This window comes from Streptomyces hydrogenans (assembly GCF_014656075.1).
Taxonomy (GTDB): Bacteria; Actinomycetota; Actinomycetes; order Streptomycetales; family Streptomycetaceae; genus Streptomyces; species Streptomyces hydrogenans.
The window spans coordinates 1-19,752 of record NZ_BNBS01000111.1 but is presented as its reverse complement, the minus strand read 5'-3'; the positions used below and the strand labels follow the sequence as shown (position 1 = coordinate 19,752).

Below are 19,752 nucleotides of genomic sequence, written 5' to 3'. Positions count from 1 at the left end.
ACGCGGCTTCGGACCGGGGCGTGCCCTGCACGATCCGCAGGGCACGCCCCAGGCGCGCGGCCCGGCCGTCTCAGTCGTCGGCCGCGACGAGGAGCGTGAGCCGGCCGGCCGCGCAGTCGACGAGGACGAGTTCGTGGAACTCGCCGTGGACGCTCGCCCAGTCGTGGTACTCGTCCTCGCCGAGGCCGTTCAGGTGATGGACGGAGTCCGCCGTCGCCAGGGCGTCGTGCGCCTCGCGACGCAGGGCCTCGGCGAGCGGCCGCGGGACGGGGCCGTACTGCTCGGCCCAGGTGTCCAGCAGACGGGTGGCCCGCTCCCGGTCGATCTGCTCGTACGCCTCGGGGGTCACGCAGCGGAGCCAGTACTCCCCGTGGCGCGTGCCCTCCGGCTCCACTCCGCCGCCGGCGTAGTCGTCGCGGAACTGCTCGTGGGCGATGAGCGCGGCGAGGAGGTCCCGGTCGTCGTCGCAGGCGCCGGCGAGCCGGAAGCGTTTGACGTCGAGCCAGCGGAAGCCGTGCGCGTACGGCTCGGCGAAGGCGAAGTGCCGGAAGTTCACGAAGGCGCCGGGCTCGTGGACGAGGGTCGTGCTCATGGGCACAGCCTAAGAAAAGGGCGGGCCCCGCCGGGGTGTCCCGGCGGGGCCGCTCGGTGGGTCAGCGGACGTCGTACGCGCGGGTGATCGTCTGGCGGACGGAGTTGCCGTTCGCGTCGGTCAGTTCGGTTCGCAGGGTGACCTGCTTGCCGGTGGCGCCGGTGTGGTCCACGGTGGCGGTCCACGTGCCGTCGTGCCGGGCGACCGGGGCCCCGGTCCAGGTCGTGCCGCCGTCGTAGGAGTACTCCAGGGCGGCGGAGACGAGGGCGGCGGGGGTGTAGCCGCCGTGGCCGGTCACGCCGAGGGTGATCTCCTGGTGCGCCGCCGCGGGGAGGGTCTTGGCGGTGTCCTCGGGCAGTCCGAGGCGGGGGAAGAGGAGCGGGACGGGCTGCGAGTAGACGTTCTCGTCGCGGGCGGAGCGGAAGCGCCAGGTCGTGTCGACGGTGGTCGACCGCTGCCAGACCTTGGCCGGCGCGCCGTACTTCCCGATGAACTGCTGGAGTTCGTACGCGCCTTCCTCGGCCGGGACGTCGAAGACGCCGTAGGGATAGGCGGTGCGGCCGATCTCCCGGCCCTCGCGGCGCAGCCGCAGATTGCCCTCGTCGCCGAACGAGCCGGCCTCGGCGTAGTGGGTGCCGTCGCCCCACATGCCCGCGGCGAAGCCGATCAGGTCGCCCTGGCGTTCGGCGGCGAGCATCGGCTTTCCGGCGGCGTCGATCGGGGCGCGGGGGGCGACGACGCCGTCGTACCACTCCTCGTCGCGGCGCTCGCCGGGCCGGTAGGCGCGCAGGGTGGCGACCATGAACTCGCCCCACGGGAAGCTGCTGGAGCGGTAGCTCCGCCAGGTGGTGTCGCCGGGGGTGAAGAACTCGGTCCGGGTGCCGGGGACCGGGGCGGTGTCGAAGGGCAGGAGCAGCTGGCGGCCGTCCGGCCGTCCGGCCAGCGTCATGTCGATGTAGTCGGCGGTGACGCCCATCGAGTGGTAGGTGGCCCGGCTCCGGCCGAGGCGGTCGTCGTCGACGCGGTAGGTCCGGTCCTCGTCGATCTCGCCGCGGTGCGGGAAGGCGAGGGCGTACGTGTACGGGCTCTTGGCGGTGGCCTTCCAGCGGACGGTGACCGGGCCCGCGGTCAGCCGGTCCCGCAGGGCCCCGGCCTCGGCGGACTCGACGGCGAGGACGGGGAGGTCGGTGCTGGTGCCGACCGCGGGGAGCCAGCGGCCGGGGGCGGCGTGGTGGACGAGGATCGCCCTGGCTCCGGCGGCCTTGGCGTCGCGGGCCTGTGTGGTGGCTGACGTCTGGTCGTCCGCGAGGCGGACCAGGGCGATACGACCCCGGACGCCGGCGGCCGCGAGCTCCTCGGGCGTGCCGGACCCTGCGTCGACGAGCGGGGTCTCGCCCGCGCCGTCGAGGTTGGCGGAGCCCGCCGTGGCGGTGACGGGGTGCAGTCGCTCGCCGCCGACGACGGCGAACTCGGAGATCATCGGCGCCGCGGACCGCCAGTAGCTGGCGAACTCGAAGTCCCCGTCGTCCGGCTCGCCTTCGACCGAGGCGTAGTAGCCGCGGATCGCGCGCCCACCGGAGAGGGTTCCGGCGTGCGACCAGGTGTCGTCCCAGGAGCGGGCGAAGGACAGCATCGCGCCGCGGACCTCGCTGGGCCGGTCGGTGCGGACGGCGAGCTTCGACGCCTCACGGGCGTCGAGGACGACGGTGGTGTCCTTCGTCAGCTCGAACCGCGGGCGCCCCAGGTAGGTGAGGGAGTCGGCCAGCCTGGCGTTCTCGCCGGCGTCGGGGGTGACGACGAAGCCGGACAGGAAGTAGGCGCCGGGGCGCAGCCGGTACGTCTGCTCGGTCGCGCCGCTGTTGTAGCGGCGCTCGCCGGCGGCGGTGTCGGTGCTGACGACGTCCAGCGAGGAGGCGCCGTCCGCCGGGCGGCCGAGCCGGTCGACGGTCCTGACCGTCAGGGTGACGGTGCGCGGCTCCACGTGGAGGGAGAAGGGCGTGGAGACGGTGACGCCGTCGGCGGTGGCGAGGACGCGGCCGGTGATGTCGCCGTACTGGCCGGGCTCCAGCCGTGCGGCCGGGTTCAGCGCGAGGGGGACCTCGACGGTGGCTCCGGCGGGGACGGTGACGCGGTGCGCGCCGAGGCGGGCGATCGGGGAGCCGATCCGGGTGCCGTCGTTGCCGGTGACCCGCTGGAGGGCCAGGTCCAGCCTCACCGGCCGGTCGCCGGTGTTGGTGTAGGGGACGGTGACGGTGGTGCGGTCGCCGGCGCTCTGCGGCCAGGCGAAGGAGCCGCCCTGGACGGCCGGCGCGCCGAGCACCGTCGCGTCGATCGCGGCCTTGACGTCGAGTCGGCCGCCGCCGGTCTCGCGGGCGTCGCCGGGGATGTCGGCCTCGGCGGAGGAGACGAGGGCGGCCTTGATCCGCTGGGGGGTCCAGTCGGGGTGTCGCTGCTTCAGGATCGCGGCGGCGCCGGCGACGTGCGGGGTGGCCATGGACGTACCGGACATCGCGCGGTAGGCGTACACGCCGCGTCCGCCCGCGGCGGCGGCGGAGATGGCCACGCCGGGGGCGGCGATCTCGGGCTTGAGGGTGTGGGTGATCCGGGACGGGCCGCGGCTGGAGAAGGGGGCGGTGGAGTCGTCGCGGTCGACGGCTCCGACCGTGAGGACGCTGGGGGCGCAGCCGGGCGAGGAGACGGTGTTCATCCCCGGGCCGGAGTTTCCGGCGGCGATGACGAACAGCGCGCCCGTGGAGCGGGCGAGCTGCTCCGTGGCGGTGCTCATCGGGTCGGTGCAGTCGGTGGGGGTCGGGTCGCCGAGGCTCATGGAGACGACGTCGGCGCCCTGCGCGACGGCCCACTCCATGCCGGCGATGATCCACGACGTGGCGCCGGAGCCGCCGTCGTTGAGGACCTTGCCGTTGAGGAGCTTCGCGCCCGGCGCGACGCCCTTCTTCTTGCCGCCGCTCGCGGCGCCCGAGCCGCCGACGGTGGAGATGGTGTGGGTGCCGTGGCCCTGGAAGTCACCGGCGGTCGCGGAGTCGGTGAAGTTCTCCGAGGCGGTGATCCGGCCCTTGAGGTCGGGGTGCTCGGCGTCGGCGCCGGTGTCGAGGACGGCGACCTTGGTGCCCGTGCCGTCGTAGCCGGCGGCCCACGCCTCCGGGGCGTGCACCTGCGCCGTCGAACGCTCCAGGAACGCCTCGACCTTCCGGTCCAGCCACAGCTTCCGGACGTCGGAGCCGGAGCGCGTACGGGCGGAGGTGACGTCGGCCCAGAAGGCGGCGGCGTTCTTCTTGTCGGCCTTCAGCGCGACGCCGTGGGCCGCCTTGAGCACCGGGCCACGGGCGGCGCCGCGCGGAGAGGCGGGGACGGCGCGGGCGACGTCGACGGAGGAGTCGTAGACGGCGATCAGCGGCAGGGCGGTGGTGGAGGCGTCGTCGTAGCCCTGGCGGATCAGGCCGGTGACGTTGAACAGCTCCTCGTCGACGCGGTCGGCGGCGAGCGGTCCCTCGGCTCCTTCGGGGTAGACGTAGAGGTCCCCGCCGTCGTGGCGGGTCTCCAGGAGCGGGACGGTGCCGTCCTCGCGGGGCAGCGCCGTCGCGGTGGCGCGCCCGGTGGCGTCCGAGGCCACCAGGACGCGGTCGCCGGTGACGAGGGTGACCGTCACGGGGGCGCCCGTGTGCCGGGCGGCTTCCTCCGTGCCGACGAGGGGTCTGTCGCCTGCGGTGGCCTCCGGTCGGGCGGCCACGGACGGCGTCAGCGCGGTGACGGCCAGGACGGCGGCGGTCGCCGCCCCCAGGGCCGTGCGCGATATCGGACGCATCGTTCTCCCTTGCTCGTTGCTCGTTGCTGGTGCGGTGGCGACACCTTGGCAGCGGGCGAGGGAGCGGCGGAACACCGATCGCGGGCGGGAAGGTGCCACGACCGTTTCCCGCCACGGCGGCGATGGAAGGAAACACTCCGGAAAGGGGGTGCGACGTGCTCGGAGCGATCGGACTCGACGACACGCAGGAGGCGGTGTACCGCGCCCTGGTGCGGCTCGGCGGCGCGGACCCGGCCGGGCTCGCGCAGCGGCTCGGGGTCGGCGAGACCGCCGCGGCCACCGCGCTGGGCGGGCTGGAGGAGCGGGGGCTCGCGTCCCGGCCGCACGCCGGGGCGGTGCGCTGGGTGCCGGCGCCGCCCGGGGTCGCGCTGGGGGCGCTGCTCACCCGGCGGCGACAGGTGCTGGACGGGGTGGGGCGGACGGCGGCACTGCTGGCGGACGCCTACCGCTCGGAGGCGGCGGAGCCCGCGGTGCACGACCTGGTGGAGGTGGTGACGGGGGCGAGCGCGGTCGCGCACCGGTTCCTCCAGTTGCAGATGGGCGCGGTGGAGGAGCTGTGCGTGCTGGTCACGGGCGCGCCGGTGGCCGTCGCGCCGACGGAGAACCCGGTCGAGGACGCGGCCGTGGCCCGCGGGGTCTCCTACCGGGTGGTGCTGGAGCGGGAGGCGCTGGCGCTGCCGGGCCAGCTCACCGAGCTGACCCTGGGTCTCGGGCGCCGGCAGGAGGTGCGGCTGACCGAGAAGGTGCCGACCAAGCTGGTGGTGGCCGACCGGGCGCTGGCGATGGTGGCGCTGGGCGGCCACGGGCCCGAGCCCTCCGCCCTGGTGATCCACGCGAGCGGGGTGCTGGACCTGCTGATGAACGTGTTCGAGCGGGTCTGGCGCGGCGCGCTGCCGGTCCAGCTCGACCCCGGCGGGGAGCTGGTGGAGGGCGAGCCCGCCGGTCCCGACGCGACGGACCTGCGGATCCTCGCCCTGCTACTGCTCGGCATGACCGACGCGAGCATCGGCAAGCAGCTGGGGCTCGGCCTGCGCACGGTGAAGCGGCGGGTGAAGGGGCTGATGTGCCTGGCGGACGCGACCACCCGGATCCAGCTGGGCTGGCGGGCGTACGAGCTCGGCTGGATCGCCGGTCCGCCGTCGGGTGCGTGAGCGGACCACCGGCGGCTCCGTGAGCGGACCACCCAGGTCACCGTGAGCGAACCAGCGGCGGCTCCGTGAGCGGACCACCCAGGTCACCGTGAGCAAACCGCCGGCGGCTCCCAGAGCGGACCACCGGCGGCTCCGTGAGCGAACCGCCGGACAGCTGAGGAATCCGTCCGCCGACGGCAGGCGAAGGACCGCCGACGACAGGTGGAGAATCCGCCGACGGCAGGTGGAGGATCCGCCGACGGCAGGTGAAGCGTCGGCGACCCGTTCCGCCGGGCGCAGCCGTCAAGCGGCCACCACGGTTCTACCGAGTAGTAACCATCACACCCCGATCCTTCTGCAACTAGTTGCAGAATCGCCCACCGGTCGCCTACAACAGGATCCGACGATCCCCGCGCGAGGAGGCGCCCCCGTGACTGCCACGACCCCGTACCCGCACCTGCTCAGCCCGCTCGACCTCGGGTTCACCACCCTGCCCAACCGGGTGATCATGGGGTCGATGCACGTCGGCCTGGAGGAGACCGAACACGGCTTCGAGCGGATGGCCGCCTTCTACGCCGAGCGGGCGCGCGGCGGCGCGGGCCTCATCGTCACCGGCGGCATCGCGCCCAACGAGGCCGGCCGGCCGTGGGACGGCGGCGCCAAGCTGACCACCGCCGAGGAGGTCGCCGAGCACCGGCTGATCACCGACGCCGTGCACGGCGAGGGCGGCCGGATCGCGATGCAGATCCTGCACTTCGGGCGGTACGCCTACCACCCCGCGCTGGTGGCGCCGAGCGCCCTCCAGGCGCCGATCAGCCCCTTCGTGCCGAACGAGCTGACCGAGGCCGAGGTCGAGCAGACCGTCGAGGACTACGCCCGCTGCGCCGAGCTGGCCCGGGAGGCGGGGTACGACGGCGTCGAGGTGATGGGCTCCGAGGGCTACCTCATCAACGAGTTCATCGCCGCCGCCACCAACCACCGCACCGACCGCTGGGGCGGCTCCTACGAGAACCGGGTCCGCTTCCCGCTGGAGATCGTCCGCCGGATCCGCGAGCGGGTCGGCGCCGACTTCATCATCGTCTACCGGCTCTCCATGCTGGACCTCGTCCCCGGCGGCTCCACCCTGGAGGAGGTCGTCCGGCTCGCCAAGGAGATCGAGGCGGCCGGCGCCACCATCATCAACACCGGCATCGGCTGGCACGAGGCCCGCATCCCCACCATCGCCACCTCCGTGCCGCGCGGCGCCTACACCTGGGTGACGAAGAAGCTGATGGGCGCGGTGTCCGTGCCGCTCGTCACCAGCAACCGCATCAACACCCCCGAGGTCGCCGAGGAGATCCTGGCCGACGGCCGCGCCGACCTCGTCTCGCTCGCCCGGCCCTTCCTCGCCGACCCCGCCTTCGTGAACAAGGCCGCCGCCGGCCGCTCCGAGACCATCAACACCTGCATCGGCTGCAACCAGGCGTGCCTGGACCACACCTTCAACCTCAAGATCACCTCCTGCCTGGTCAACCCGCGGGCCTGCCACGAGACCGAGCTCGTCCTCTCCCCCACCCGCCTCGCCAAGCGGATCGCCGTCGTCGGCGCCGGCCCCGCCGGCCTCTCCTGCGCCGTCTCGGCGGCCGAGCGCGGCCACACCGTCACCCTCTTCGACGCCGCCTCCGAGATCGGCGGCCAGCTCAACGTCGCCAAGCGGGTGCCGGGCAAGGAGGAGTTCGACGAGACCCTGCGCTACTTCCGCGTCCAGCTCGCCGAGCACGGCATCGACGTCCGCCTCGGCACCCACGTCTCCGCCGACGACCTCGACGGCTACGACGAGGTCGTCGTCGCCACCGGCGTCACCCCCCGCGACCCGGGCATCGACGGCCAGGACCACCCGAGCGTCCTCAGCTACCTCGACGTGCTCCGCGACGGCGCCCCCGTCGGCGAGCGGGTCGCCGTCATCGGCGCCGGCGGCATCGGCTTCGACGTCGCCGAGTTCCTCACCGACGGCGGCGAGGGCGCCAGCCAGGACCCCGAGACGTACTTCCGCCAGTGGGGCGTCGACACCTCCTACGAGAACCGGGGCGGACTGCGCACCCCCGAGCGGAACGCGCCGCCGCGCCAGGTCCACCTGCTCCAGCGCAAGACCACCAAGGTCGGCGCCGGGCTCGGCAAGACCACCGGCTGGATCCACCGCACCGAGCTCAAGCACCGCGGCGTCGCCATGGTCGCGGGCGTCACCTACGACCGGATCGACGACGAGGGCCTGCACCTCAGCATCGACGGCGAGCCGCAGGTGCTGCCGGTGGACACCATCGTCCTCTGCTCCGGCCAGGAGCCCCGCCGGGGCCTGTACGAGGAGCTGGTCGCGGCCGGCCGCACCGCCCACCTCATCGGCGGGGCCGACGTCGCCGCCGAGCTGGACGCCAAGCGCGCCATCGACCAGGGCACGCGGCTCGCCGCCACCCTGTGACGGCAGCACCGTGATCACCGCGGCCGGCCGAACCTAGGATGCGGGCATGTCCCTCCCGTACGCGATCCTCACCGCGCTGCTAGAGAAGCCGTCGTCCGGACTCGAGCTGACGCGTCGCTTCGACAAGTCGATCGGGTACTTCTGGTCGGCCACGCACCAGCAGATCTACCGCGAGCTGGGACGGCTCGAAGAGGCGGGGCAGATCCGTGCCCTGCCCTCCCCGGTGCCGGTCCGCGGGCAGCGCAAGGAGTACGAAGTGCTGCCCGCCGGGCGGGAGTTCCTCCGGGAATGGGTCGGCGCCGCCGAGGACCCCAAACCGCTGCGGTCCGCGCTGCTGCTGCGGATGCGGGCCGCGGCGGTCGTCGGCTCGGCCGGGCTGCGGGCCGAGCTGGAGCGGCACCTGGCGCTCCACCGGGCCCAGCTCGACGAGTACCTCGTCATCGAGGAGCGGGACTTCCCCGCCGAGCGGCGCGGCTCCGAGCCCGACCGGCTGCGCCACCTCGTCCTGCGCGGCGGCATCGACCTGGAGCGCTTCTGGGTGGAGTGGCTGACGGCCGCGCTGGAGGAACTGGGCCCCGAGGGCTGAACCTCCCGGCCCGCCGCGCGCCCGTCCCGCGCCCTTCCGCCCCCGGCGCGCGCGGGGCCGCTTCCCCCGCTCCGTGGATACTGGTCGGTATCGGGTCATGTTCCACGACAGGAAAGGGCGGGTATGGCCGACGACTTGGGGCGCCGCGGGACACGTCACGCGGTGGTCATCGGGGGAAGTCTCGCCGGACTGCTGGCGGCACGGGTGCTCGCGGAACACGCGGAGCGGGTCACGGTCGTCGAGCGCGACCGGCTGCCGGACGCGCCGGACGCCCGGCCCGGCGTGCCGCAGGGCCGGCACCTCCACGTGCTCATCGAGGGCGGCCAGCAGGCGCTCGACACGCTGCTGCCCGGCTTCATGGACGAGCTGCGGGAGCTGGGCTCGCCGAAGGTGGCCATGCCGACCGACATGGTCCAGTGGCAGGCCGGCCAGTGGTTCACCCGGCTGCCCGCGACCGCCCACTTCTACAGCGGGCCCCGGCCCCAGCTGGAGTGGCTGGTGCGGCAGCGGGTCCTCGCCGACCCGCGCGTCGAACTCGTCCAGGGCGCCGACGTGGTGGGCCTCACCGGCACCGCCGCGCGGGTGACCGGCGTACGGCTGCGGGAGCGCGGCGCGGGCGCCGGGCACGAGCCCCGTACCCTCGCCGCCGACCTGGTGGTGGACGCCTCCGGGCGGTCCACCAGGGCGGCGGACTGGCTGGCCGCGATCGGCGCCGAGGCGCCGCACGAGGAGACCCTCGACACGGGCCTCGCCTACGCCTCGCGGGTGTACAAGGCGACGGACGCGGTGCCCGTCACCGACGCGCAGGGCTACTACATCGTGCCGGGTCCCCGGCAGCCGTACGGCGGGGTGATCGTGCCGCTCGGCGACGGCCACCACATCGTCACCTTCTCGGGACTGCGCGGCGACGAACCGCCCACGGAGGACGGGGCGTTCGAGGAGTACGCGAAGCGGTTCCCGCATCCGGTGATCAGCGAGTGGGTGGCCGCGGCCGAGCCCGTGACGCCGGTGCACGGCTTCCGGAAGACCGCCAACATCCGCCGCCGGTACGACCGTCCGGGCCGCCGCCCGGCCGGCTTCCTCGCCACCGGCGACGCGCTGTGCGCCTTCAACCCGATCTACGGCCAGGGCATGGCGACGGCGGCGCTGGCCGCGGTCGCGCTGCGCCGGGCCCTCGCGGACACCCGGCGGGTGCCGACGACCCGCCGGGTGCAGCGGGCGCTCCTCGACGCGTCCCGCGGGGCGTGGGACATCTCCGCGGGCGCGGACAAGAAGATGCCGGGCGCGACGGGCGACGCGGCCCGGCCGCAGCCGCTCGACAAGGTCACCGGCTGGTACCTGGCCCGGATCCAGGAGCGCGCGGCGGGCGACCCGGCGGTCGGCGCGCCCTTCCGGTCGGTCCTCACCCTGACCGCGCCGCTCACCAGTCTGTTCGCCCCGTCGATGGTCCGGGCGGCGCTCTTCTCCCCGGTCCCGGACACCCCGGCGGCGCCGCCGCTGCGCAAGGACGCCTGACCGGCGGAAACTCCCTTGCCCTTCCCGGGAGAAGGACGATCATCGGAGGTGATCGCGGACGCCAGGCAACCCGGGAAGGGCCCCATGAACGACAACTCCCTCCAGCTCGTCGAGGAACGCTTCGCGTCGGCGTCGGCCGGCCGCGAGGTCGACTACCGGGTGCTGCTGCCGAGCGACCGGGTGCGGGGCGAGCGGCTTCCGCTCGTCCTGCACCTCCACGGCGCGATGTCGTCGTCGGCGTCGCTGGAGAACGCGCGGCCGCTGTACGAAGACCTGTACCGGCGGGGGGAGTTCCCGCGCGCCGTCGTCGCGTGCGTGAGCACCCCCACCCTCGACGGGTTCTATCTCGACCGGCCCGACGGGGCCGCGTGGGAGACGCTGGTCGCCGAGGAGTTCCCCGCCCGTCTCGCGGCGGCGTTCGGGCCGTTCGACGGGACCGCGCTCTTCGGGGCGTCCATGGGGGGCTACGGCGCCCTCAAGGCGGCCTTCCGCGATCCCGGGCGCTACGCGGCGGTCGCGGCGCTCTCGCCGGCCGTCTTCCCCGGCGAGACGCCCGGGGACGTGCCCGAGGCGAACCGGCCCTCCGTGCTCGACGAGCTGCACCGGGCGATGGCGCACGGCTCCGGCGACGCCGCCGTGTACGCCGGGAACTGCGTGCAGGGGCTGGCGCGGCGGCACGCCGCGGCGATCCGCGACGCGGCCCTGCCGGTCCTGGTGGACTGCGGCGGCGCCGACGAGTTCCTGCTGCACGAGGGCGCGGCCCATCTGCACGCGGTCCTCGGGGAGCTCGGCGTCGCCCACACGTTCCGGCTGGTCGACGGGGCGGGGCACGTGGGCCCCGAGGCCGAGGACCGGACCCGGGAGGCGATCCGGTTCCTCGGCGGCGCGCTGCGGTCCCGCACGTAGCCCGGTCCTGCACCGGCCCGGAGCCTGGTGCCGTCCGCGGCCCGGTCCGGCGTCCGACCGGCGCCCGGTGCCGTCCGCGGCCCGGTCCGGCGTCCGACCGGCGCCCGGTGCCGTCCGTGGCGCGGCCCGGCACCGGCCCGGAGCCGGGACCGGGCGCGGGTCAGACGCCCGGGGCCGCGGTGATCATGCCGGCGGCGATGCCCGCGCCGAGGCTGGCGTAGTCGTCGGCGTTCTGGCCGGCGTAGGCGAGGGAGAAGTCGGCCACCGCGCGGTCGAAGACGTCGGAGGAGCCGAGGTAGGCGGCGATGGCGACGCGGTCGCCGGAGCGGGCGTGGGCGCGGGCCAGGGCGCGGCCGCACAGCCGGGCGTAGTCCCGCAGCATGCCGGGGCTCATCGTCTCGACCTCGGCCGAGCCCTTCATGTCGCGCAGCTGGCGCCAGTAGAAGTGGCGTTGCTCGGGTCCGGTCATCCAGCCGAGGAAGATGTCGCTGGCGGCCTGGGTGAGGCGCTGGCCGCAGACGACGCGCTGCCCCTGGTGGGGGTAGGCGGTGGGCGGCAGGTACGCCTCCAGGACCGAGCGGCCGGCCTCCTTGATCTGGAGGATGAGCGGGTCGGACGCGTCGCGGCCTTCGAGGAGGACGACGAAGCAGCGGGTGCCGACGCTGCCGACGCCGACGACCTTGCGGGCGGCGTCGCGGAAGGTGTGGCGGTCGAGGAGGAGGCGGCGCTCCTCGGAGAGCGAGCTGCGGTAGTCGCTGAAGATCTTGCCGAGGTTGACCCGGTCGAGGTCGGGGACGCGCTCCAGGAGCGGTGGGTCCTCCGCGATGCGGCGGCCGCCGTCGCCGTCCCGGACGGTGAGCTTGTCGAGCGCCTGGAGGCTGGTGCGTCGGCGGGCCTTGGCGAGGTTGCGGGAGAGCCGGTCGCGCTCGCGGGGGCGGGCCAGGGCGGAGAGTTCGTCGGCGTCGATCCGCTCGTACCAGACGGTGAGTTCCCCGAGGCCGGCGAGGCGGAGCATGGTGGTGCGGTACGCCTCGACGGCGACGAGCGCGGCGCGGTGGGCCTTGGGACGTGGGCTGCCGTTCTGGAGGGCGGCGACGGTGATGCTGGCGGCGAGGCGCTTGACGTCCCACTCGAAGGGGCCGGGCAGGGTCTCGTCGAAGTCGTTGACGTCGAAGAGGAGCGTCCGTTCGGGTGAGGCGTAGACGCCGAAGTTGAGCAGGTGGGCGTCGCCGCAGAGCTGGACGGTGAGGCCGGTGTTGCGGGTGGCGCCGAGGTCGGCGGCCATCACGGCGGCTGCGCCGCGCAGGAACGCGAAGGGCGAGGCGGCCATCCGTCCGTACCGCACGGGGACGAGGTCGGTCAGCCGGTCGGCGGCCTGGCGCTCCAGGACCGTGAGCGGGTCCGGGCGCTGGGAGCTGGGTATCCAGCGTCCGTGCGAGGAGCGCGGGACCCGCTTGCGGGCCGCGCGGCCTCGGTCGGCACGCTCGGAGGACGTCGTCATCCGGCCTCACCCCTGTTCCACCGCCGGCCCTGACCGGCCCTGTCGCCTGGTCCCCATTACAGGGTGCGGCGCGGGTTTCGGCCACTCTGCACGGTCGCCCTAGCGAAATGGTTTAGACCAATGATAGGAATTGATCACCCATACGGCCCATGCGGTGACGCTGAGCGAAGAAGGGGTTGATCATGGCCGTACTCGATTCCGCACCCTCCGGCGACGAACTCCCGGGGTCCGGTCGGCCGCCCGAGGAAGAGGTCCCTCGCTATCTGCGGGTCGCCGCCGAACTGCGGGACGCCCTCGTCCGCCACGCCCTGGCCCCCGGCGGCCGGCTCCCCTCGGAGCGCTCCTTGGCGCAGCGGTACCACGTCAACCGGCAGACCGTCCGCAGCGCGCTCCAACTGCTGCGCGAGGAGAGACTGGTGGTGACCGACCGGCGCGGCACCTTCGCCGCGGACGGACCGGGATCCGGCCCCGGGCCGCCCCCGCCGTCGCGGGCGGCGCCGTCCGCCGCCCGGCCGGTCTTCCCCGGCGGACCGCGCGCGGCGGAGGCGCTGGTGCGGGCCACGCTCGGCTAGGAGCCGCCGCCGGCGGCGCTGGCCCCCCGGCTGCACCTGGCGCCGGGCGAGCCGACGCTGGTGCACCGTCACCGGGTGCTGGCCCCCCGGGGTCCGGAGCTCCAGCGGGCGGTCTCGTGGTTCTCCCGGGTCGCGCTCGACGAGATCCCGCAGCTGGCCCGGTACCGGAGGTCCCGTTCCTGCGTGCACCAGCCGGACCTGCGGCTGCTCTACCACTGGATGCACCAGGCGGGGCTGCGGGCCACCCACCGGGAGTCGGTGCGGGTCCCGCCCGGCGGTCCGGGACCGACGGCCGGCGGCACGGCCCGGCTGAGCGTGCACCGGGTGGTGAGCGACCAGCACGGCCACGTCCTGGAGGTCACGGACATCGACTTCTCCGCCCAGGAGGCGGCCTGGACGTACGAGTACAGCCTCTGACGCCGTGCCGGGGTCCGGCGGCCGGGGTCAGACCAGGCCCTCCGCGATCTCCGCCTCCTCCTGGGCGCTGCCGTACGCGGTCGGCGTGCCGTACGAGCGGCGGGCGGCGTACCACCAGACGGTCGCCAGGAGCAGCACGACGGCGAGGGCGATCACCGCGTAGTTCATGTTCCCGGTGGTCACCGGGCTCTTCTGGGGCAGGCAGAAGAGGACGGTCACCACCGCGACCCAGCCGACGGCGGTCCAGCCGACCGGCCGGCTCCAGCGGCCGAGGCTCCACGGGCCGGGCGTGAACGCGCGCCCGGCCTTCAGGCGCAGCAGGATCGGGATGGCGTAGGCGGGGGTGATGCCGATGACGTTGATGGCGGTGACCGCGCCGTAGGCGGTCGACGAGTACAGCGAGGGCAGCGCGATCACGGCGGCGGCCCCGACGGAGAGCCAGACGGCCGGGACCGGGGTCTGGGTGCGGCGGCTGACCTTCCGCCAGGTCGCCGACGCGGGCAGGGCGTTGTCCCGGCTGAACGCGAAGACCATGCGGCTGGCGGCGGCCACCTCGGCGTTGCCGCAGAAGAGCTGGGCGACGATGACGACGAGGAGCAGCGCGGTGGCACCGCCGGTACCGAGGGCGTCGAGCAGGATCTGGGCGGGCGGCACGCCGGTCTCGGTGTTCACGGTGCCCGCGTAGTCCTGGATGGCGAAGGTGAGTCCGGCGAGGAGGACGAAGCCGGCGATCCAGGAGACCCAGATGGCGCGGACGATGCCCCTGGCCGCCGCGACGGAGGCGTTGGCGGTCTCCTCGGAGAGGTGGGCGGAGGCGTCGTACCCGGAGAAGGTGTACTGGGCGAGGAGCAGGCCGATCGCGGCGACGTAGAACGGGTTGGCCCAGCCGGTGCCGTTGACGAACTCGGTGAAGACGAAGTCCGCCGACTGGTGGCGGTCGGGGACGATCGCGAGCGCGCCGACGATCACGGCGACGCCCGCGAGGTGCCACCAGACGCTGATCGAGTTGAGCACGCTGACCAGCCGGACCCCGAAGAGGTTGAGGCAGGCGTGGAGCAGCAGGATCGCCAGGAAGATCAGGAAGGTGGAGCCCGGGGTGGGCGCGAAGCCCCACTGGAGGTGGAGGAAGGCGCCGGTGAAGAGCGCGGCGCCGTAGTCGATGCCGGCGATGGCGCCGAGCAGACCGAGCAGGTTCAGCCACCCGGTGTACCAGCCCCAGCGGCGCCCGCCGAGCCGGTCGGCCATGTAGTAGAGCGCCCCGGAGGTCGGGTAGGCGCTGGTGACCTCGGCGAGGGCGAGCCCGACGCAGAGCACGAAGAGGCCGACCCCGGCCCAGCCCCAGAGCATGACGGCGGGGCCGCCGGCGCCGAGCCCGAAGCCGTACAGCGTCATGCAGCCGGAGAGGACGGAGATGACCGAGAAGCTGATGGCGAAGTTGCCGAAGCCGCCCATCCGCCGGGCGAGCACCGGCTCGTAGCCCAGCGCGCGCAGCCGGGCCTCCTCGTCCGGCAGGGCGTCCGGCCGCTTGCTCGGCGCGTCCGTGGGGACGGTGCGGGACATGGGGAACCTCCGGGCGGGAACGGGTGTACGGGGGAAGGGCGTGAGGGACGGCGGTGGGGGACGCGCCCGGTCAGCCGGTGAGGCTGCGGGCGCGGGCGCGCAGGAAGACCTCCTCGGCGAGGGCCCGGTCGGCCGGGCGCGGGGTGCGATGGGCCCAGGGCACGGCGGTGTAGTACGGACCGAGGGCCTCGAAGACGCGGGCCGCGTCGGTGAAGAGCAGGGCGCCGGAGAGGGCGTGCGCCAGGTGGTTGAGGTCCAGCTGGGACGCCTCGGGCACCGCGCAGAAGAGGAACCACGCGTCCATCGCCCGCCGGGCCTCGCGCACCGCGTCCTCCGCGACCCAGTGCAGGTCCAGGGCCCGCTCGTGCCCCCGGTCGCGCCGGTAGCGCTCGACCCGGACGTGGAGCGGCAGGGCGTGCAGGGCGGAGCCGCGCGGCGCGACGGACGCCGCCCAGTGGGCGTACGTGACGGCCTCTGAGAGCGGCCCCTCGCCGCGCCCGTAGAGGAACTGGAGCATGCGGTGGTGCGCCTCGCGGTTGTACGGGTCCCGCCGCTCGGCCTCGGCGAGCAGCGCCCAGGGGGCGGGCGGCAGCCCCGGCACGGGCGGCGGGACGCGGTGCTCGGCGGGCTGGTGGGCGGCGACGAGCGCGGCGAGGGCGAGGAGGCCGATCCAGGGCACCGGGTCGGCGGGGGCGCACGCGGCGGCCGCCCGGCACGCCGTGGACGCCTCCGCGCGGAGGGCGGGGGTGTGGCCGTGGCCGGCGCGGTGGGCGCGGACGGCCCGCTCGACGGCGACCCGGCCGAGCATCACCTCGGCGGCGGTGCTCCCGGGCCGTTCGGCGCGCCAGGCGTGGACGACGTCGGTGCCCGCGGCGACGGTGGCGAGGATCTGGGTGCGGCGGGTCCATCCGTCCCAGCCGCCGGTGTCCGCCGTCTCCTGGAGGAGCCGCGCCATCTCGTGCCAGCGGCCGGCGCGCAGGTCCTGGAGCGCGTGGCGCAGGGCGTGGTCGTGGCCCGCCGGGTGGAAGACGGGCCGGAAGCCGGACGCGGACATCAGCGGACGGGGCGGGCCGCGTGCCTGACGGCGGGGCGGGGCGCGGGCCGGGGTGCGGGGCGGGCGGCGGTCGGGGTCTCAGCGGCGACGGGCCCCGCGGCGGCTCCGGACAGGGGCCGTACGGGGGCTCCCGACAGGGGCCGTGCGGCGACGTGTGACGGCGGCCGTGCGGCGGTTCCGGACAGCGGTCGTGGGATGCGCGGCCGTGCGGTGGGCCGGAGTCGCGGCCGTGCGCCGGCCCTGTGCCGGGGCCCGGCGGTGCCCTTGGGCATGAGGCCGGGGGTGCCCCCGGGCAAGGGCCTGGCGGTGGCCCCGGGCAAGGGCCTGGCGGTGGGCGTCGGCATGGGTCCTCGGTCGGGCGCGGTCGGATCGGCGAGCGGCGCGCCTTCGGTCGGTCGGCGAGCGGCGCTCACTATAGGCGCGACCGAAGGTGATCGTCCGGATCATTTTCGTGACCGCAACTATCCGGCCAGCGGCAGAATGTGATCTACCGTCAGGTAACTCGGAGGGACCTGACAGGCTCCCCCGGCCAGGGTTGACGGGCCGCCTTCCGCCCGCGAGCCTGACCCCTTTCCGCCGGCGGACACCACGACGGGAGCAGCACATGACGGGCGGTCCGGTCCTCGCCGTCGACCAGGGCACCTCCGGCACCAAGGCGCTCGTCCTGTGTCCGGAACGGGGGGTGCTCGGCACCGGCACGGCCCCGGTGCGCCCCCGCCACCTGCCGGGCGGGCGGGTCGAGGTGGACCCCGCCGAGCTGTACGGCTCCGTGGTCGCGGCGGGCCGCGCCGCCCTCGCCGAGGCGGGCGTCCCGGTGGTCGCCGTGGGCCTCGCCAACCAGGGCGAGACGGTCCTCGCCTGGGACCCCGCCACCGGCGACCCGCTCACCGACGCCCTCGTCTGGCAGGACCGCCGCGCGGCCGGGATCTGCCACGAACTCACACCGCATCACGCCACGTTGGAGGAACTGACGGGCCTCCCCGTCGACCCCTACTTCGCCGCCCCCAAGATGGCCTGGATCCGTCGCCACGCCACCGGCGCCGGGGTCGTGACGACGAGCGACGCCTGGCTGACGCACCGGCTGACGGGCGCGTACGTCACCGACGCCGCGACCGCGGGCCGCACCGGTCTCCTCGACCCGGCCGCGGTCGCCTGGTCCGCGCCCGCACTCGACCTCTACGGCCTCGGCGGCGAGCGGCCGCCCCGGATCGTCGACTGCGACCAGCCGGTCGGCGTCACCACCGCCTTCGGCCCGCCGCTCCCGCTGACCGGCCTCCTGGTGGACCAGCAGGCCGCCCTCCTCGCGCAGAGCGCCACCGCGCCGGACGCCGCCAAGTGCACCTACGGCACCGGGGCGTTCCTGCTCGCCCGCACCGGACCGCTCCCCCGCCGCACCACGACCGGCCTCGTCGGCTGCGTGGCCTGGCGGCTGCGCGGGCGCACCGAACACTGCCTCGACGGGCAGGTGTACACCGTCGCGTCCGCCGTCCGCTGGCTCACCGACCTCGGGGTCATCGCCGGCGCGCGGGACCTGGACGCCGTCGGCGGCGCGGTGCCCGACAGCGGCGGCGTCACCTTCGTGCCCGCGCTCGCCGGGCTCGCCGCCCCCTGGTGGTACGGCGAGGCCCGCGGGACCCTCACCGGCCTCGGCCTCGACACCGGACGCGGCCATCTCGTGCGGGCCCTCGTCGAGGGCATCGCCGCCCAGGTCACCGAACTCGCCGGGGCGGCGGCGACCGACCGGGGCGCGCCCCTCGACGCCCTGCGCGCCGACGGCGGCCTGACCCGCTCGGCGCTGCTCATGCAGACCCAGGCCGATCTGCTCCAGCTGCCGGTGGAGGTGTCCGCGCTGCCCGACGCCACGGCCCTCGGCGCCGCCGCGACGGCCCGCCTCGGCCACGACCCGGGCCTCGCCGTGCCGGAGGCCGTACCGCCGTGGAAGCCGTCCGCCGTCTACGAGCCCGCCATCTCGGCGGACGAGGCCGCCGACCGGCTCGGGCGGTTCCGGGCCGAGGTGGCCGTGCTCCTGGAGCGGCGGCCCGACGGCGGCGCGGGTCCCGGGGCGGCGGGGTGAGCGTCAGCGGGCGCGGTCCGCTGCCGGGCGGGCCGGACGGCGCGTACGACGTCGTCGTCGTCGGCGCCGGGGTGGTGGGGTGCGCGATCGCGCGCGCCCTCGCCCGCCACCGGCTGCGGGTCGCGCTCGTGGAGGCGGCGGACGACGTCGGCGAGGGCAGCTCCAAGGCCAACACCGCGATCCTCCACACCGGTTTCGACGCCGTGCCCGGCACCTTGGAGGCGGAGCTCGTACGGGCCGGGCACCGGCTGCTGACCGCGTACGCCGCCGAGACGGGCCTCCCCGTCGAACCGGTCGGCGCGCTCCTGGTCGCCTGGGACGAGGAGCAGCGGGCCGCGCTGCCCGGACTCGCGGCGAAGGCGGCCCGCAACGGCCACCACACCACCCGGCTGATCGACGCCGCCGAACTCCGGCGCCGCGAGCCCCACCTCGGACCCGGCGCGCTCGGGGCGCTGGCCGTGCCGGGCGAGTCGATCGTCTGCCCCTGGAGCACCACCCTCGCCTACGCCACCCAGGCGGTGCTCTCCGGCGTCGACCTGCTGCTCGGCTGCCGGGTGACGGCCGTCGCGCCCGCGACCGGCACGCCCGCGGCGACCGGCTCCGGCCCGGACGCCCGCTCCGGCGCGCCGCACCGGCTGTCCACCACGCGCGGACCGCTGACCGCGCGCTACCTGGTCAACGCCTGCGGGCTGCACGCCGACCGCTTCGACGCCCTGCTCGGCGTCCGGGACTTCACGGTCACGCCCCGCCGCGGCCAGCTGCTCGTCTACGACACGTTCGCCCGCCCGCTGGTGCGGCACATCCTGCTGCCCGTCCCCGGCCCGCTCGGCAAGGGCGTCCTCGTCGCGCCCACCGTGTACGGCAACGTACTGCTCGGCCCCACCGCCGAGGACCTCGACGACCGCACCGCCACCGGCACCACCGCCGACGGGCTCGCCGGGCTGCGCGCCCAGGGCGCCCGGATCGTGCCCGCCCTGGTGGAGGAGGAGGTGACGGCCGCGTACGCGGGGCTGCGCGCCGCCACCGGCCGGGAGGACTACCGGTGCGCGGCCCGCCCGGAGCTGCGGTACGTCACCGTCGGCGGGATCCGCTCCACCGGCCTGTCGGCGTCCCTGGCCCTGGCCGAGCACGTCCTCGGCCTGCTCGCCTCGTGCGGTCTGCGGACCGGCCCGGAGCGGCCGCTCGCCCCGGTCCGGATGCCGAACCTCGGCGAGGCGTTCCCCCGCCCGTACCGGGACCCGGCGGCCGTCGCCCGGGACCCCGCGCACGGCACGGTCGTCTGCCACTGCGCGCACGTCACCCTCGGCGAGGTGCGCGACGCGCTCCGCTCGGCCGTCCCGCCGGCGGGCCTCGACGGCCTGCGCCGCCGCACCCGCGCCGGGTCCGGCCGCTGCCAGGGCAGCCACTGCCGGCCCGCGCTGCGCGCCCTGCTCGAGGCGTACGGGAAGGGGGCCGGGGCCCGGTGAACGTACGGCCGGACGGGGGACGGACGGCCCGCTCCGTCGACGTGCTGGTCGTCGGCGCCGGCCCGGCCGGGCCCGCCGCGGCGGCCCGGATCGCCGGGGCG

At 75.4% G+C, this 19,752-nt stretch carries 14 protein-coding genes; 9 read left to right on the top strand and 5 right to left on the bottom strand.

Going from position 1 to position 19,752, the window contains the following annotated elements; translation table 11 throughout:
- Positions 1 to 70 precede the first annotated feature (70 nt).
- Both IE321_RS32385 and IE321_RS32380 read right to left on the bottom strand, forming a co-directional pair.
- Positions 71 to 592, bottom strand: coding sequence for a hypothetical protein (locus IE321_RS32385; RefSeq protein WP_190225518.1), 522 nt, complete (start codon positions 590 to 592; stop codon positions 71 to 73).
- A gap of 61 nt (positions 593 to 653) precedes the next feature.
- On the bottom strand, positions 654 to 4,415 hold the full coding sequence (locus IE321_RS32380; protein ID WP_190225517.1) for a S8 family peptidase: 3,762 nt from the start codon (positions 4,413 to 4,415) through the stop codon (positions 654 to 656).
- A 155-nt stretch (positions 4,416 to 4,570) separates the two neighbouring features.
- Between IE321_RS32380 and IE321_RS32375 the strand changes: the two genes are divergently transcribed.
- The 5 genes from IE321_RS32375 to IE321_RS32355 all read left to right on the top strand — a co-directional run bounded on the left by IE321_RS32375 (position 4,571) and on the right by IE321_RS32355 (position 11,007).
- Entirely contained in the window at positions 4,571 to 5,566 is a 996-nt protein-coding gene (locus tag IE321_RS32375; protein WP_190225516.1) for a helix-turn-helix domain-containing protein, read from the top strand.
- A gap of 409 nt (positions 5,567 to 5,975) precedes the next feature.
- Entirely contained in the window at positions 5,976 to 8,000 is a 2,025-nt protein-coding gene (locus IE321_RS32370; RefSeq protein WP_190225515.1) for an NADPH-dependent 2,4-dienoyl-CoA reductase, read from the top strand.
- Between the two features lie 46 nt (positions 8,001 to 8,046).
- Entirely contained in the window at positions 8,047 to 8,586 is a 540-nt protein-coding gene (locus IE321_RS32365; RefSeq protein WP_190225514.1) for a PadR family transcriptional regulator, read from the top strand.
- 123 nt (positions 8,587 to 8,709) lie between these two features.
- On the top strand, positions 8,710 to 10,101 hold the full coding sequence (locus IE321_RS32360) for an FAD-dependent oxidoreductase (protein WP_190225513.1): 1,392 nt from the start codon (positions 8,710 to 8,712) through the stop codon (positions 10,099 to 10,101).
- An 84-nt stretch (positions 10,102 to 10,185) separates the two neighbouring features.
- Positions 10,186 to 11,007, top strand: coding sequence for an alpha/beta hydrolase (locus IE321_RS32355; RefSeq protein ID WP_190225512.1), 822 nt, complete (start codon positions 10,186 to 10,188; stop codon positions 11,005 to 11,007).
- A gap of 160 nt (positions 11,008 to 11,167) precedes the next feature.
- Here IE321_RS32355 and IE321_RS32350 read toward each other — a convergent pair whose 3' ends face one another.
- A complete protein-coding gene (locus tag IE321_RS32350) occupies positions 11,168 to 12,508 on the bottom strand; it encodes a DUF2252 domain-containing protein (protein WP_190225511.1) in 1,341 nt (446 codons plus the stop codon).
- A 182-nt stretch (positions 12,509 to 12,690) separates the two neighbouring features.
- Here IE321_RS32350 and IE321_RS42355 point away from each other — a divergent pair, with 182 nt between their 5' ends.
- Together IE321_RS42355 and IE321_RS42350 are read left to right on the top strand one after the other, a co-directional pair.
- Entirely contained in the window at positions 12,691 to 13,080 is a 390-nt protein-coding gene (locus IE321_RS42355; protein ID WP_229916641.1) for a winged helix-turn-helix domain-containing protein, read from the top strand.
- Positions 13,081 to 13,155: 75 nt separating this feature from the next.
- Positions 13,156 to 13,497: a hypothetical protein gene (locus IE321_RS42350; RefSeq protein ID WP_229916639.1), complete on the top strand. Its 342-nt coding sequence runs from the start codon at positions 13,156 to 13,158 to the stop codon at positions 13,495 to 13,497.
- A 27-nt stretch (positions 13,498 to 13,524) separates the two neighbouring features.
- On the opposite strand, the gene IE321_RS32340 is transcribed toward IE321_RS42350, so the two are convergent.
- Together IE321_RS32340 and IE321_RS32335 are read right to left on the bottom strand one after the other, a co-directional pair.
- Positions 13,525 to 15,057 (bottom strand): amino acid permease, encoded by a 1,533-nt coding sequence (locus tag IE321_RS32340; protein WP_190225510.1) that lies wholly within the window; start codon positions 15,055 to 15,057, stop codon positions 13,525 to 13,527.
- 70 nt (positions 15,058 to 15,127) lie between these two features.
- Entirely contained in the window at positions 15,128 to 16,111 is a 984-nt protein-coding gene (locus IE321_RS32335; RefSeq protein WP_190225509.1) for a hypothetical protein, read from the bottom strand.
- A gap of 604 nt (positions 16,112 to 16,715) precedes the next feature.
- Between IE321_RS32335 and IE321_RS32330 the strand changes: the two genes are divergently transcribed.
- Positions 16,716 to 18,185 (top strand): FGGY family carbohydrate kinase, encoded by a 1,470-nt coding sequence (locus IE321_RS32330; RefSeq protein ID WP_190225508.1) that lies wholly within the window; start codon positions 16,716 to 16,718, stop codon positions 18,183 to 18,185.
- Positions 18,182 to 19,651: an NAD(P)/FAD-dependent oxidoreductase gene (locus tag IE321_RS32325; protein ID WP_190225507.1), complete on the top strand. Its 1,470-nt coding sequence runs from the start codon at positions 18,182 to 18,184 to the stop codon at positions 19,649 to 19,651. Before IE321_RS32330 ends, IE321_RS32325 begins: the two co-directional genes overlap by 4 nt.
- The last annotated feature ends 101 nt before the right edge of the window (positions 19,652 to 19,752 follow it).

Coding starts and splice junctions, on each gene's coding strand:
- IE321_RS32330 (WP_190225508.1), top strand. CDS start 16,716: ATGACGGGCGGTCCGGTCCTCGCCGTCGACCAGGGCACCTCCGGCACC.
- IE321_RS32385 (WP_190225518.1), bottom strand. CDS start 592: ATGAGCACGACCCTCGTCCACGAGCCCGGCGCCTTCGTGAACTTCCGG.
- IE321_RS32335 (WP_190225509.1), bottom strand. CDS start 16,111: ATGTCCGCGTCCGGCTTCCGGCCCGTCTTCCACCCGGCGGGCCACGAC.
- IE321_RS32365 (WP_190225514.1), top strand. CDS start 8,047: ATGTCCCTCCCGTACGCGATCCTCACCGCGCTGCTAGAGAAGCCGTCG.
- IE321_RS32340 (WP_190225510.1), bottom strand. CDS start 15,057: ATGTCCCGCACCGTCCCCACGGACGCGCCGAGCAAGCGGCCGGACGCC.
- IE321_RS42355 (WP_229916641.1), top strand. CDS start 12,691: ATGGCCGTACTCGATTCCGCACCCTCCGGCGACGAACTCCCGGGGTCC.
- IE321_RS32355 (WP_190225512.1), top strand. CDS start 10,186: ATGAACGACAACTCCCTCCAGCTCGTCGAGGAACGCTTCGCGTCGGCG.
- IE321_RS32360 (WP_190225513.1), top strand. CDS start 8,710: ATGGCCGACGACTTGGGGCGCCGCGGGACACGTCACGCGGTGGTCATC.
- IE321_RS32350 (WP_190225511.1), bottom strand. CDS start 12,508: ATGACGACGTCCTCCGAGCGTGCCGACCGAGGCCGCGCGGCCCGCAAG.
- IE321_RS32380 (WP_190225517.1), bottom strand. CDS start 4,415: ATGCGTCCGATATCGCGCACGGCCCTGGGGGCGGCGACCGCCGCCGTC.